Below are 13,750 nucleotides of genomic sequence, written 5' to 3' on the forward strand. Positions count from 1 at the left end.
CACAGCGGCGTACCCGACTAGAGCGCGCTCTTCGCGCATAGCAAGAAGACTCTTGGAGATGGTTCACTCTCCAAAATCTCTATGCTCTCAAACGAGCTTCCTAAAACCTTTTTGAAATTTTCTAGGTTATACCACTCAGGGATTGGCTTTTTCCATTTGCTAACATGAATGTCCTCGCCTGGAATGAATTCGATCAAAAGCCACTTTTCAGTCATCGCCTCCAAAGTAAAAACGATTTGTTCAAACCGAAGGTTTGCACTGAAGACCAGGTGGTGAACGATCGCAAGTGCGAGGACCATCTCTGATCGGAAACGCTGGATCGCGTTAGGAAATCCTTGGTTCAGTATCCCGAGAGCGGGGCTTGGATTAGCGAAGTCCATAACCAAAGGTTGCACGTTTGCTCCCGTGTCATGGCAAACATCAAACGCTTTATTTACCGCGACCTCATCAAGGTCGAAGCCAATTACGCGCGCTCCATGAATGCTTCCAAGTCGAGCAAACCAACCCTGGTTGCACGCAGCATCCAAAATCGTCCGCGGTTTTAGCTTATCAATAGTTTTCCGTACATTTTCCTGCTTTAGGTTGCTGTAGTTTTTGAGATCTACAGGCTCTGGTTCTTTGTAATAGTTTCCCCATTTAGTGGCGGATTTAGGGTAGCTCAGATCTTCGACGGATCGCCTCAGTCTTTGAACGATCGACGCAGGGTTTTTTTGCCACTTTTGGCGCGTATTTCTGAAAGACTGCTTCAGCGTCCTGGTAAGACGACCGCCACGGCCCGTCAACAGATCTGTTTCCTCATCGCTAATGCCTTGCCCACGAGCCATCACGGCCCGCGGGACTTTTGTGTGGCCGGCGGCCATCAGGCGAAGAGGGTTCAAGAAATTACGCCGAAACTGCCGAGAAGCGCCCCACCTACGGGGCTGCGCGGCGTTGATAGATGATAGATCAACGAAGACAGGTCGGCAGCCATCAAAGAGGACGTTAAAGGGGTGCCCGTCATGAATTGAAAGCCCCTCGCGTAACAGTCTCTCCTGTAGCTCAAGAAACATTAGCGCCGAGGCTTTGAGACCATTGAAGGACCACTCGAAAGGATAGCTCACATGTTCAATAGTCTGATGTTCGATAATTATTGAACCATCATGATTAGTTTCCCTGGCAGAGGACTCAATCAACAAGCCATCCGACAGCAAGGTGCGATAGAGAGGTGAAGTGATGAAATTGGAATAGAAGTTCGATGAGCCGCGATCAATGTGACGCATCACTTTTCCGTCACGGAGAAACAAGCGGCCTCTAGAGTCTGCATAACTCTGAAGGTGGTATGAGATGTCCGAGTCACTGCTATGCATTAAGATCACCCCTTCTAAAAGAAGGCGAATATGTGACACTAACTGCTACGTCAACCGCACATTTCACGGGTAAAATTCAACCTGTCGGAAACCACGCGACGCGACGAAGGGCCCGTCCATAGGGCAACTTGAGCCAAATAGCAGTATTGCGAAATCAACCAAAGGAGGTAACAAAGAGAGCAATCACAGATTGGGCAAGGAGAGGTTTGTGCTTTTTAAGAAAAACTACGATAGGGGTTCGGAAGCAAAGCAGGTGTTGGCTAAACAGTTCAAAATTGGCAGCATAGAAGCAGCTTCCGGTTGGAGTATTGACCTCGAAGACGCAGTAGTGTTGGCAAGTGAGGCGGAAAGGTTTCTCCAACATCGCCACATCTCATACTTGGAGTTTGGTTTCGGTCTGTCGACCCGGATTGTCTCACAGTACCTGGAAGGTAGTTTTCAGAGTTACTCTATGGTCTCGCTGGAAGGTGATGAAAAATATTTTATGGAGGCGCGTGATTGGGTAGAAAGCAAATCATTCAGCAGAGGCCGCGTTGAAATAAAACATGTCCCTTACGACAATGAGAGTGGCGTCTTCGCGGAGGAAATCGTTTGCGATGTTCTTAACGCTGGCCCGCCCGATCTTGTCTTTGTTGATGCACCGCCAGATACTAATGCTCTTGATGTGAGATTGAAGACCGTTGAGTTTTTCCTCCCCTTATTGAGAAGAAAATCCATCGTCGTCATTCACGATGCAAAGCGTGCTGATGAACTTTATGCCTTTGCATCATTGCGCAGGAAGTTTTTGGACAGTTCTTTCTATGAGACCCCCAAAGGAATCGCTGTTCTGCGGTTCCCGGATGGTGCCGCGCAATGAGGATCAGCGTTGTTATCCCCGTTAAAAATCGTGTCCCTAAGCTCATCGATGCCATCAACAGTGCCGTCGCGATAAGAAATGTTTGCGAAGTGATCGTCGTTGATGATCACTCTACGCCGCCTCTAACCCTCGATGCACTTAATCTTCAAGAACGTTCCAACTTGGTCCGCATCGTGCGGAATAGCGGATCCCCAGGCGCTCAGCATGCGAGGAGCCTTGGCACGGCTGAGGCAGTTGGAGATTTTGTGCTCTATCTGGATTCCGATGATCTTCTTGTTGCCGCCGGCATTGAAGAGATGATTGCAGCCTCAGAGAAAAACCCTGATGCGGCTCTTTTTTATGGTAACTTCAGAGTTGGCTCTAAGGAGACTAATTTTCTCCAGGTGCGAGGCGGCGCCTTCCCGAAACTACTAAAGAACCTTAGCCTTTGCCCCTTCTCAGGCCTCCTTGTAAAAAAAGAGGCCGCGCAGTGGGATGATGTCGACAAGGACCTACCGGCTTGGCAGGACGATGATTTCTGCCTTACTGTTGCGCGCCGATATCCGGTGTACTTCGTCGACACGATAACCGCCGAGTACAAGCCTTCTGACGACAGCATATCGGCTAGCACGGACAAGCGCCTAATCGGCTTGCGAGGAATGTTGCGCAAGTGGGGGCCTGAAATGAAGCGCATCGTCGGCCACCGTTGCTATTTTGTATGGAAGTTGATGTATTTTGCTTTGTGGGCCGAGACCATAATGGCGACGAGGAGGCGACGTGGCATAAGCAAGAAGTCGCCCGTCAATGTCCTACTCAAGTTTTTCTCAAAGCGTGCTAGGGCAGTAAGTCGGCAATATCTGGATGTATTGCACGTTTAGTGTCCACAACCTTTAGCAAAGGCGGAGCACCATCAAGCCGAAACGTGCACAGATCCACTTGGACCATCGGCCCGCGCTCCGTGTGCATGGTCAGAGTGCTGATATCGACATCCAGGCCAGACTTGTGAACGTCGCGGATCGCGTCATTGAACTGGCGCAAAGCCGCTGCCAGACGCTCTTCGTAGTGCTTGCGGCGAGCATGTATCGTGTCCATTAGTTGGTTACTTTCAAGTAGGGATAATGCTCAACGCACCACCACTGTGGCGCATCGGTTTTGTTTTTGGAATACCCGAGACTACCCCACTTCTTGCAGCCTGGATGCGAGCAGCAGTGATTGATGTGGATTCCGTCGCCGGATTTTTCGTCGCTCACAGCAGCGTTCCTTGCGGCGTCGCTTCCTCGACAGGCAGCAGGATCAAGCGTTCATCAGGCAAAGGTCGTTGTAGTGTTTTTGCCACATCCCATGGTGCATTCATCCAAACGTCCACTTCTTCTCGGGTCGTCAACACCACCGGCATTGCCTTTGGATGGATCGGCTTGACGATGTCGTTCGGTTCGCAGGTCAGGAAGCCGAATAGCTCGTGATTGCCGTCTCGTGGGTTTTTCATTGAGCCGCGCACTCCACGCCATTCCGTCCAGATGCCGGCGAAGAAGGCAAGTGGTTCAGAAACATCAATCGCAAACCACCGCTTCGTCTTGCGAGGCTTGGTATCTTCCCACTCGCAGAACCGCGTCCATGGCACGATGCAACGGCTCTCCGGCCTTAACCATCGGCGCCAGTGTGGTGAGGTGACATTGCGAATGTTGGTGACTCCTGTGTCCGGTCGGTCGCCAAGGATGTTTGGCGGCGTAGGCATGCCCCAAGTAAGGCCCACCAGCTCGCGCGCACCGCCGTGGTTTCGAATGACCGGGGCAGGGCGGTCCGGGTAGACTTCTACCTCTGGCTCAAGGTTTAGCCTCTCGCTCATGGCGCCGGCGATGTCGCGCATCGCCTCTTGGTTTGTTCGTACTTGGTAGAGATTGCACATGCGTCACCTCGGCATTTTGGCTAGGGACAACTCCACGTGGCCCTTGTGGTTGCACTTGCTGCATCTGAGGAGCTTCTTCAGGTCGTCCAGCGTCCTGCCTGGTTTCGTAACCTTGTTCACTCGCCACCGCTCTATGTTCGACACGTGTCCGCAGTAGAGGCATTTGCCGACGACTATGTGCCAATTGCAAAGCGATTCCAGGCTAGGTGAAGCCGGTTTCTCGTAAGTGAACTTTTTCGTTTCATGGCCACGGTAAAAGCTGATCCGACATCTGTTATGATAGCCCTCGACTTCCCTCTCGCATTTGATGATGTCTTTGGCGATTCGGTCCCTCAGTGTGAGCAACTCAAGGTCCTCATACATTGAGGCGAGGCCTTCATAATCCAAACGCCGAAGCATCTCGCAGTCCAGGCACATGACGAAGACATGCTCGTCCTTCAACGACGAGAGCGTTGCAAAGCCTTCAGCGGGCATCGCGCTCCTCGTTCGGTGCCCATCCTCTTGTATATCCCGCGCTCATAGCAGCAGTCGCCAAGGCGAGCTGCATGCGAAGATGAGCAACGTCTTCGAGCAACGTCTCGATAGCTGCGCGGTGATCCCCATCGTGCCATGCGACGAGATGGGCGACTGGATCCGCTGTGGTTTGTTTCTGCATCGGGCGCACGTTCTCAATCTCCGTTTCAGAAGTTCAATTTCAGCTCTATGAGATTTGCGTATTAGTCTGGCATCAGGTCGGCGATCTGCCCATGAGACACCAGAAGGCGAGGGTTTCCCATGCTGCCGCTTTCCTCATCCACGGTCACGGCGTAGGCAGCCACGCCGATATGCCGAGCAGCCATGGCGCCAGCAATCTTTTCCGCCGAGGCCGCGTTAGATGCCTGCCTGATGTCGCCGGGCACTATGCCTCCACGGTTCTTCTTGAACTGGACGACGATGATTTTCTCGTCATTTGACATTCTATGGCTCTCTCTTTTGTTCTTCTTATGTTCTCATTGTGGGAAAGGAGAGTCAAGGTTCCTCTATCTCACAGGCGGACGTTCGGCTTGCAGTCACGTTGAACAACGCACTAGGAAGACAACGTGTCTCCAGACATGCCGTCACTCTCCATCATCTTCCGCATCGCGTTCCCCGCCAAATCTGCCCGGCCGCCCAAGTAATGCAGATCGAGCATCGCTTCGACGTCGCGCAGGCTGTGGCCAGTGACGGCCGCGATCTCAGGAACAGTGCAGCCGGCCAGCGCCATCCTCGTGACTGCGGTACCGCGCAGGTCGTGAAAGGTGAGGGCGGTTATACCGGCGCTGCCACAAACCTTCCTCCAAGAAGTGTCGAAGCCGTCTGATGTCCATGCTTGGCCGCGGCTGTTTTTCAGGATCGCACCTGCGGATCGGGCAGCGTCGAGCTCCGCGACGAGCGGATCGACCGGGATCATGACGCGCGCGCCGGTCTTGCTCTGCCTCAGTTTGATTGATCGGCCGTCGTAATCGCGCCAGGTGAGCCGCAGGAGGTCGCCTTTGCGCTGGCCCGTCCACAGAGCAAGACGAAGCGCCAAGCGCATGTGTGGTGGCGCCACAGCTTGAAATACAGCTATGTCCTCGTCGCTCCAAATGCGTTCCTTCCTCGCGGCCCGATACAGCTTGCCGCCGCGCTCGGCGATGTTCACCGAGAGCATGCCTCGGTCCTTGGCGAATGACAGAACACGTACCAGGACCGCCCAAGCAAAGTCTGCCGCGCGGGGAGTGTCGGCTAGCGAATCGCGCCATTCCTTGAACTCGCCGCGTGTCGACGGATCTTGAAGCTGCTCTCGAGTTAGCAGGCCAAATCTGCCACGGATGACGTCAAGGTATCGATCGTACTCCTGGCGCGTCTTGGGCGCTGTCGCGCGGAAGTCGGAAGACGCTCGATAGCGGGTGATGATTTCTTTGAGGTCGTGGGTGGTGGGAGTCTTCCGCCGATCGTGCGCGGCTGCAAACGCTTCGCCCAGTAGAGCGTCACCGGGCTGCATCGGGTCGCCGGTCTCGGTGGTCAGAAGCGGGCCTCCGCGCCACGCGTAGCAGTAATAGATGGTCTTGCCGCTCGCGAGGGTCTTTTTGACCTTCATGAGGCCTTTGGGGAGAGCACCACGCATCGCTATCACCTTACAAATAACGGACACACTGCCACCGGCATTGCTGCCGAAAGCTTGTTTGGTCTCCTCAGTGTGGTGATGCAGGTGGTGGCTACAGAGGGCAGTCTGCGCCTGGCGCGCGTGGGCGTCAAGCTTTCAAGGTGACGCCGGTGCCTTGGGCAACATCGCCGGTGGTGATGAATGTGATGCCGCTACGTTCAAACGCTGTTCGCAGTGCATCCACGGTACGCTCTTTCAGAGCTTCGCCACCTTCAAAACGGGTGACGGTGTTTGTCGAAACGTTTGCAGCATCCGCAAGCTCTCGCACTCCCCACTCAAGTGCAACACGCGCCATCCGGCACTGCATCGGCAACATTTTTGCATTCCTGTAGCGATTTCGCATTGACGTAGCGAAAATAGGCTTATATTGTTTACACAGTAGCGAAAACGCTACGGAACTGCAACCGAGGAGACTGAAAATGACCGCAGCCGCAGAAAGAATTCTTGCGCCATCGCGCAACGCCAGAGAGACGCTGCCACGATCGTTGGTCGGCAGACCCAGCGACAGACGCGACGAATTCCTAGAATTATTTCACAGTGAAAACCCGCCGCCGTTCTGCGTGGGAGATATGTTGAAATTCATAAAAGAGGATGGCTGGTCTCACGTTGCAACCATCCTTGGGTTCAGGGCGGACGGCGACTTGGACATGATGTGGTATGACGGCCGCCCGCACCACTTCAGTTGCAGCGTTGTTGATATCGAAGCTTTGCGCATCATCGAGATCAGATCCCTTCCCCTTGAAGATGTTCGCATGTATCGCGATTGCCTTGGGCTGGAGGTGATGCAATGAGCGTTATGCTTCAAGAGTTCGCGAAATTTCTTATCGCCGGAATGGATATGGGAGGCGACGTACGCGCAGCCACCTGGCCTGAATGGCACACAGAAGAGGAAAAAGTGTACGCACGCTGGGTCAAGGAGACCAACAGAGGCCAGACGTGGTGCAAGAAAGACCCGATGGTTCAGAGTTGGGATAGCGCCCGTCATCACTGGTTCGTGCTGCCGAAACTTCGGGGGTTCGTCCAATGAGCTGGCAGCAACTCTACCCCGAAGGTAGCACGGTCTTCATCGGCAACGACCGCAACGTCGCCAAGCACAATCCGTTTTTTCCTGGTTTAGACCTGTATCAAGGCGATTTGCGCGTCATGACCGTGTGTCCGCAGTATCTGCCGCAGGTCGCCACTGGCATTCGATATCCTTGATTTGCCTTGCCGGTGTGCGCCTTCGGGCAGCACCCGGTCTTTTATCCTGCTGCGAGGCTCCGCCCTACCTTCGCAGCCTGCCGGTTCCTTCGCCGCATCGGGGAACCGACACCAATCACGGCGTTGACATTTTCGAATGTAACCGGCGCCTTTCACCACCAAGTCCACCACAGCCGATCAACCCCGCAAGCCTCACCACCTTGCGGGGTTGCCACTTCATAAAAGGAGCCGTGATGCGAGCCGACAACGACAATGACCCATTGTATTTGCCTGAGAGTGCGATCGCAGCACGTATCCTTGGCGCCAAGAACAAAGCATCCTGGGCAGCTCTGGCGCGCGTCTGGGAACGAGAGGGCTTGCCCCGCATCGATCCCATGACCGGCTGCCGGTATTGGCCAGCGGTGCGCAATTGGTTGGATCGCCGTCATGGCTTAAACCGGGCAAGCATTCCCTCGACTGCGGATGGCGCGGAGAATTGGTCATGATGGGCGCTCCTGGCCTTAAGCGAAAAAGGAACCAAGACGGCAGCTTCCGCGAATATTGGCAGGCGCGTTCGGATTTGGTGAAGAAGGGGTACAAGCCATCATCTGTTCGCCTTCACTATGATGAAAGCATCGACGGACGAAACATGCTAGCGGCGCGCTGCCAAGTACTGCAGGCTGAAATGCTGGCTTGGGTTTCCAACGAAGGTCGCTCCAAACCGGACTTTGATGGAACTCTCGTAAGCCTCTCGAGGCTGTTTCAGACTAATGACGATTCGCCGTTCCACGGCATGAAGTGGAATAGCCAGGAGCATCGGCTGAAGTCGTTGACAATTGTTGAGCGGACTGTCGGGTCCAGGCAGGTAGGAAAGCTACTAGGCCCGGATTTCAAGCGCTGGCATTCCTCCTGGAGTGAGCCAAAGACTGACGGTGACAAGCCGCGCCCATGGCGCGCCAAACACGCTATGGATGCCGTCAGGCAATTGATAGCCTACGGCGTGACACTCGGCTTCGAGGACTGCTTTCGCGCGGATACCATCCTCTCTAAAATACGCTTCAAAATCCCTCCCGCTCGAACTTCAGTGATGACGGCGGAACACGTCGATGCGATACGGGCCGCCGCCCACCTTCACGGGTACCCCTCGGTGGCTTTGGCCACGACCATGCAGTTTGCGCTGGCGATGCGTCAAAAAGACGTCGTAGGCGAATGGGAGCCCAATGTTTCAGGTGACAGTGGAATTACTTTTAGGGATAGGCGGTGGGTCAACGGCCTTCTTTGGTCTGATGTCGACGATGAGATGATTTTGCGTAAGCGACACACCAAAACAGGCTTTTACGTTGAGCACGACCTTAAGCTTCATCCTCGTGTCCTTGAGGAGTTCGCTCGGGTGCCCGAGGACAAGAAGATTGGTCCGATGATCATTTCAGAAGCCACCGGAGTTCCTTACAAAAATCGTAAGTTTACGGAGCGCTGGCGGAAGGTCGCCGATAAGGCCGGCATACCGCGCAACGTTTGGAGCATGGACGCGCGTGCAGGCGCTATAACTGAGGCCTACGATCTAGGCGCGATGGAAACCGACGTGATGAAATCTGCTGGCCACAAAAACCGCCAAACCAGTGCCCGATACAATCGGGGAACGATCAAGCAAACAAGCCGTGTCGCAAAGATGCGCTCGGAAAAACAGAGCGAGAACGACGCGTGAGGGACGGGCAGGGACGTTTGAGGGATGTTTCGCGTAAGGTCTTGTTTCTAGTGCAGTTTTCAAAGCGCGGGAACACCATGCGAAACTGTTCTCGCGTTTCGTAGGCCATTGCTGCATGGCAATAATCAATGACCGCAGCCCAGGAGCCGAGCACCTGCTTGTTGCGGATCTCGCTTTTCAGCATCCGTTGCGACACGGAACCGATCAGTTTCAAATCCAGTGCTACGGCCTCTCCGACACCACTGACTTCCTGCAGAAGCGATAGCGGAGCGCCAATAACGCCGCCGAGCGTTCCGAAACGGGCAATGAGCGCTTTGGCGATGGGCTTGGTGTCGCGGCGCGGAATGAGCCTAAAGAGAAGAAGCTCAAGGAGTTCGTAGTCCGCAAGCGCCACGTCGCCAATGTCGCGATACTTGGCTCTCAGTCTTTCGCGATGACCATGATAATGCGCGACCTCGGTCGTATCTTTCGTCTTCGCCTTGGCCGGCCTAGGAAGAGGCGACGTCTCGTCGGACACATCGATAGTTACCGGACTGCCAAATAAGTCTCCCACCCCAGACGTTTCGCCAAATGCTGGTGCTGTTGCGGTGTCGGGTGAGGGACCTTTTGTCATCTGGCGATAACTCTCTCTTTAGAGCGGTGGCAGACCAGGCCGGTCGAAGCCGCCTGGCGACAGGGTGAAGACCTCACAGCCCGTCGCAGTGACGCCAACGGCATGTTCATATTGCGCTGAGAGCGATCGATCGCGGGTCACCGCCGTCCATCCATCCGAGAGAACTTTCACATGCGGCTTGCCGAGATTGATCATCGGCTCGATGGTGAAGATCATGCCCTCGCGGATTTCCGGACCGTCGCTATCCTTTCCGTAGTGCAGGATGTTCGGGGTATCGTGGAAGAGGCGCCCAACGCCGTGGCCACAAAAATCCGTGACGACAGAGCATCGTTCCGCTTCCGCATAGGCCTGGATGGCAGCGCCTATGGCGCCGGTCCGCACGCCCGGTTTTACTGCAGCGATGCCGCGCATGAGGCACTCGTAGGTGACTTCGAGCAGGCGTTCGGCCGAGCGCTTGATCAGCCCAACAGGGTACATTCGGCTCGAATCGCCGTACCAGCCATCCAGAAGATAGGTCACATCGATATTGACGATGTCGCCTTCGCGCAGCGGCTTGTCGTCTGGAATGCCGTGACACACGACATGATTGATAGAGGTGCAGACAGATTTCGTATAACCGCGATAATTGAGGGTTGCGGGCAGCGCGCCATGATCGGCCCCGAATTCGAAGACGAAGCGGTCGATCGCGTTGGTCATGACACCAGGCTTGACCATGTCCGCCAGCGCATCGAGGCAACGGGCCGTCAATTGACTTGCCTTGCGCATGCCTTCGAAATCTTCGGAGTTATAGAGGCGGATGACGCCCGTATTCTTCATGGGTGCCGACGTCGCGTCGATATAGGTGACCATTCTATCGCTTTCTGTCTTATTTTCACCTGCGTTCATAAAGCAGTAGGGTGCCAGTCGTCTATTGCAACCATCCGGTTCGCGACGATTTCCGTCGGCGAAACCGCGCAAGCGATGGCATAGGCCTCCACGCCCCGTGCCATCGCGCGTCGGAAAGCCTCTCCGTAAATTGGGTCGAGATCGGAGCAGATGCGCATCCGATGGCAATCCGCGCGCTGGATCAGATAGAGCATCACGGCGCGATAGCCAGTCTCTGCCGCGTCACCCAGTTCTTCAAGATGTTTTGCGCCGCGCTTCGTCGCTGTATCCGGAAACTCCGCGAGCCCTGCCTCGCGCATGAAATGCACGTTTTTGACTTCGACATAGGCATTCGGTCGTCCAGGCGCCGATAGCAGAAAATCGATGCGAGAATTGATACCGTATCGCTGCTCGCGCTTCAGCATGTCGTAGCCACGTAGTGACGGAACGCGATTTGAAAGGATCGCTTCTTCCGCAAGCCGGTTCGGCATTCCAGTGTTGATGCCCACCACCGTTCCATCCGCTTCCACCATTTCCAGCATATGACGGTACTTGCGCGTCGGGCTGTCATGCACGGAAAGCCAAATACGCGAACCAGGCGTCGTTAGGCCACGCATTGAGCCCGTATTGGGACACGATCCGGTAATCGCTGTTCCGTCATCCAGGATGGCGTCGAAGAGAAAGCGTTTGTAGCGAGAAACAAGCGTCGCGGGCGCGAGGGGAGAATCAAAGCGCATGGCGCAAGTGTCTGCCGATGGTGTGTGTCATTCAAGAACATAGGTTCCTGGGGCATCGCAAAGCGGAACGAGTTTACCGTCCCCTGGGATGCGCGCCGCGACTTTTTCTCCGCTCAGTCCCTCAAGCCAGTGCTGCCAATGCGGCCACCAGGATCCGGCATGAACGGTGCTTTCCTGCTGCCAGTTCTTGAGATCACCGACCGGTGACGCGCCCGTCCAATATTGATATTTGCCCGCATCCGGCGGATTTACCACGCCCGCAATGTGGCCCGAACCACCCAGCACGAATTCAACCGGCCCACCGAACAGCTTTGCACCCTCCAACACCGATTGTGCCGGAGCGATGTGGTCGTCACGGGTGGCAAGATCGTAGATCGGAATAGTTACGTCCTTGAGGTTCAGTACCTTGCCACCCACCACCATGCGGCCTTCGGCGAGATTGTTCTCCAGGTAGCAGTTGCGCAGATAGAAGGAGTGAACGGCTGCTGCGACGCGCGTCGAATCCGAGTTCCAGTAGAGGAGGTCGAAGGGCGGTGGCTGGGTGCCGCGCAGATAGTTATCGACCATGTAAGGCCAGATCAAATCGGAGGCGCGCAGCATGTTGAAGACGCCCGCCATGATCGCGCCATCCAGATATCCGATCGCCTTCATATGGACGTCGAGCGCAGCAAGCTGAGGCTCATCGATAAAGATCTTCAGATCACCGGCATTGGTGAAGTCGGTTTGCGCCGCAAGCAGCGTGGCACTGCGAATGCGGTGGTTGTTCTCCTGGACGTGAAGGGCAAGAGCGGAAGCGAGAAGCGTCCCGCCGATGCAGTAGCCAACCGCATTGACATCCTCTTCGCCGGTGGCCTCTTCTATCGCGGTAAGGGCAAAATCGATACCTTCACGAACATAGTCGTCCCATTCTTTTTCGGCATGACGCGCATCCGGATTGATCCAGGAGATCATGAAGACGCTGTGACCTTGATCGACGCACCACTTGACGAAGGATTTTCGCGCGTTGAGATCGAGAATGTAGAACTTGTTGATCCATGGTGGGATGATCAGGAGAGGGCGCCTGAACGCTGTCTCCGTCGAAGGGGCGTACTGGATGACCTCGCAGAGCGCGCTGCGGGCAATCACCTTGCCTGGAGAGACTGCAATGTTCTGGCCAATGACGAACTGGCTGTAGTCTGTGTGACGAAGCCTTAGGTGTCCCTTGCCGACAGCCACGTCTTCCGCCAGTTGAGCCATTCCCCTAACGAGATTGGCTCCGCTCGTCGCAACGGTCTCTCGAAACACTTGAGGATTGGTGAAGGCGAAGTTGGCTGGCGAAATCGCCTCAGTCACCTGCCGCATATAGAAGCGGGCCTTCTCCCGGGTGCGCTCGTCCAGGCCATCGGCCTCCGTGACCATCTTCTCCGCCCAACCGGCGGTGGCGAAATAGACCTTCTGCAGAAAGTCAAAGAACGGGTTTGCCTGCCAGTCGGCATCGGCAAACCGTTTGTTGCCGGTTTGGCTTTGGGGTTTTTCCCCGCCGGCCTTGGTCTGCTGTTCCGAGAGCCGCAGAACTGATTCCTGCCAGATTTCAAAGTAGTTCGACAGAAGGTTTGTCTGTGCCTCGATGGAGCGCTGAGGCTCCGCCATCCAATATTCCGCTACATCCGACATCGTCTGGAAGACATCGCTCAAAGGGCTTGGACTAGTCTGCGGGATCTCGCCGCGCTCTCGCGGTGCAAGCCATTCCGATGCGGCCTTGCCGAGATTTTCCACAGCTCTGGCGATATTCATGGCAAAGGCTTGCGGATCGCGAAGAATATAAGCGTCGGCAGATTTGGGATCGAAACTGAACCCTTTGTCATCAGGATCGTTCGGTCCGCCTCGATTGCCGGCCATACGTTCTCCTCCGCGGCGATTTTTGTATTTGCACATTCTGTACGAAAACGAATACAAGTTCCAGCAACATGGACGCTGGCAAATTGCGTTCGACAGGCGACAGTTACCTTACAGGTGGGGCAGGAAAATGGGCAAGCATTCAGGAAGCGTAAAAGCAGCATCTGTGCTGTTGGTTTGCGGCTTGGTCCTTCCTCTGGCTGCCTGCACCACACCGAAGCCGCTCGTCAATCCCGCTCATATGGAGCGGCCCAAGGCGCAAATCGTCGGCCCGCAGCCAGTCAGCAGCGGCCCGTTGCAGAAGCGTGACACGGGCAATTTCCCGACCTTCGCCAAGCCTATGACGGCTGCGATGCCGCAGATGGAAGAAAACGAAGCCTCGACCATGGAGCAGAACCTGACCGCACTGGGCGCTGCCCGCCGCCGCGGCCAGATCACCGAGGCCGAATACAAGCGGCGCGTCGCAGAGCTTCGTGCGCTTGCGGAGCAGCAGCAACCAATATCCACGCCTGCTGCCTCCCAATAA

The 13,750-nt window shown here is 55.4% G+C and carries 17 protein-coding genes and 1 pseudogene; 7 read left to right on the top strand and 11 right to left on the bottom strand.

The window, feature by feature from the left end; translation table 11 throughout:
* Positions 1 to 17: 17 nt before the first annotated feature.
* Positions 18 to 1,259 carry a class I SAM-dependent methyltransferase gene (locus WKI41_RS07260; RefSeq protein WP_340192813.1) on the bottom strand — a complete coding sequence of 414 codons (1,242 nt, stop codon included), beginning with the start codon at positions 1,257 to 1,259 and terminating at the stop codon, positions 18 to 20.
* A 295-nt stretch (positions 1,260 to 1,554) separates the two neighbouring features.
* Here WKI41_RS07260 and WKI41_RS07265 point away from each other — a divergent pair, with 295 nt between their 5' ends.
* Both WKI41_RS07265 and WKI41_RS07270 read left to right on the top strand, forming a co-directional pair.
* Positions 1,555 to 2,202: a class I SAM-dependent methyltransferase gene (locus tag WKI41_RS07265; RefSeq protein WP_340192814.1), complete on the top strand. Its 648-nt coding sequence runs from the start codon at positions 1,555 to 1,557 to the stop codon at positions 2,200 to 2,202.
* Positions 2,199 to 3,059, top strand: a complete 861-nt coding sequence (locus WKI41_RS07270) for a glycosyltransferase family 2 protein (protein ID WP_340192815.1) — start codon at positions 2,199 to 2,201, stop codon at positions 3,057 to 3,059. The genes WKI41_RS07265 and WKI41_RS07270 overlap by 4 nt, the downstream gene beginning before the upstream one ends.
* Positions 3,060 to 3,427: 368 nt before the next feature.
* Here the strand turns inward: WKI41_RS07270 and WKI41_RS07275 are convergent, their stop codons facing one another.
* The 6 genes from WKI41_RS07275 to WKI41_RS07300 form a co-directional block, all read right to left on the bottom strand.
* Positions 3,428 to 4,087, bottom strand: coding sequence for an SOS response-associated peptidase (locus WKI41_RS07275; protein WP_340192816.1), 660 nt, complete (start codon positions 4,085 to 4,087; stop codon positions 3,428 to 3,430).
* Between the two features lie 3 nt (positions 4,088 to 4,090).
* Positions 4,091 to 4,561, bottom strand: coding sequence for a hypothetical protein (locus WKI41_RS07280; RefSeq protein WP_340192817.1), 471 nt, complete (start codon positions 4,559 to 4,561; stop codon positions 4,091 to 4,093).
* Positions 4,551 to 4,742, bottom strand: a complete 192-nt coding sequence (locus WKI41_RS07285; protein WP_340192818.1) for a dehydrogenase — start codon at positions 4,740 to 4,742, stop codon at positions 4,551 to 4,553. Before WKI41_RS07285 ends, WKI41_RS07280 begins: the two co-directional genes overlap by 11 nt.
* Positions 4,743 to 4,803: 61 nt before the next feature.
* On the bottom strand, positions 4,804 to 5,043 hold the full coding sequence (locus WKI41_RS07290) for a hypothetical protein (protein WP_340192819.1): 240 nt from the start codon (positions 5,041 to 5,043) through the stop codon (positions 4,804 to 4,806).
* A 110-nt stretch (positions 5,044 to 5,153) separates the two neighbouring features.
* On the bottom strand, positions 5,154 to 6,212 hold the full coding sequence (locus tag WKI41_RS07295; RefSeq protein ID WP_340192820.1) for a tyrosine-type recombinase/integrase: 1,059 nt from the start codon (positions 6,210 to 6,212) through the stop codon (positions 5,154 to 5,156).
* A gap of 127 nt (positions 6,213 to 6,339) precedes the next feature.
* Positions 6,340 to 6,567, bottom strand: coding sequence for a transcriptional regulator (locus WKI41_RS07300; protein ID WP_340192821.1), 228 nt, complete (start codon positions 6,565 to 6,567; stop codon positions 6,340 to 6,342).
* A 103-nt stretch (positions 6,568 to 6,670) separates the two neighbouring features.
* Here WKI41_RS07300 and WKI41_RS07305 point away from each other — a divergent pair, with 103 nt between their 5' ends.
* From WKI41_RS07305 to WKI41_RS07320, 4 genes are all read left to right on the top strand, one after another.
* Entirely contained in the window at positions 6,671 to 7,042 is a 372-nt protein-coding gene (locus WKI41_RS07305; protein ID WP_340192822.1) for a hypothetical protein, read from the top strand.
* A complete protein-coding gene (locus WKI41_RS07310; RefSeq protein ID WP_340192823.1) occupies positions 7,039 to 7,278 on the top strand; it encodes a hypothetical protein in 240 nt (79 codons plus the stop codon). The genes WKI41_RS07305 and WKI41_RS07310 overlap by 4 nt, the downstream gene beginning before the upstream one ends.
* On the top strand, positions 7,275 to 7,451 hold the full coding sequence (locus WKI41_RS07315; protein WP_340192824.1) for a hypothetical protein: 177 nt from the start codon (positions 7,275 to 7,277) through the stop codon (positions 7,449 to 7,451). Before WKI41_RS07310 ends, WKI41_RS07315 begins: the two co-directional genes overlap by 4 nt.
* Positions 7,452 to 7,932: 481 nt before the next feature.
* Positions 7,933 to 9,135 carry an integrase gene (locus WKI41_RS07320; RefSeq protein ID WP_340192826.1) on the top strand — a complete coding sequence of 401 codons (1,203 nt, stop codon included), beginning with the start codon at positions 7,933 to 7,935 and terminating at the stop codon, positions 9,133 to 9,135.
* 70 nt (positions 9,136 to 9,205) lie between these two features.
* On the opposite strand, the pseudogene WKI41_RS07325 reads toward WKI41_RS07320, so the two are convergent.
* From WKI41_RS07325 to WKI41_RS07340, 4 genes and pseudogenes are all read right to left on the bottom strand, one after another.
* Positions 9,206 to 9,589 (bottom strand): annotated as a pseudogene (locus tag WKI41_RS07325) (RadC family protein); the annotation flags it as partial.
* A gap of 177 nt (positions 9,590 to 9,766) precedes the next feature.
* A complete protein-coding gene (map, locus tag WKI41_RS07330) occupies positions 9,767 to 10,597 on the bottom strand; it encodes a type I methionyl aminopeptidase (protein ID WP_340192827.1) in 831 nt (276 codons plus the stop codon).
* Between the two features lie 32 nt (positions 10,598 to 10,629).
* The gene (gene sfsA / locus WKI41_RS07335) at positions 10,630 to 11,349 is read right to left on the bottom strand and encodes a DNA/RNA nuclease SfsA (protein ID WP_340192828.1); all 720 of its coding nucleotides are present in this window, start codon (positions 11,347 to 11,349) and stop codon (positions 10,630 to 10,632) included.
* A 27-nt stretch (positions 11,350 to 11,376) separates the two neighbouring features.
* A complete protein-coding gene (locus WKI41_RS07340; RefSeq protein WP_340192829.1) occupies positions 11,377 to 13,227 on the bottom strand; it encodes a class I poly(R)-hydroxyalkanoic acid synthase in 1,851 nt (616 codons plus the stop codon).
* 127 nt (positions 13,228 to 13,354) lie between these two features.
* On the opposite strand from WKI41_RS07340, the gene WKI41_RS07345 reads away from it, so the two are divergent.
* Complete coding sequence (locus WKI41_RS07345) at positions 13,355 to 13,750, top strand: hypothetical protein (protein WP_340192830.1); 396 nt, start codon at positions 13,355 to 13,357, stop codon at positions 13,748 to 13,750.

Origin of the sequence: Agrobacterium larrymoorei (assembly GCF_037722385.1) — a bacterium.
Lineage (GTDB): Bacteria > Pseudomonadota > Alphaproteobacteria > Rhizobiales > Rhizobiaceae > Agrobacterium > Agrobacterium larrymoorei_C.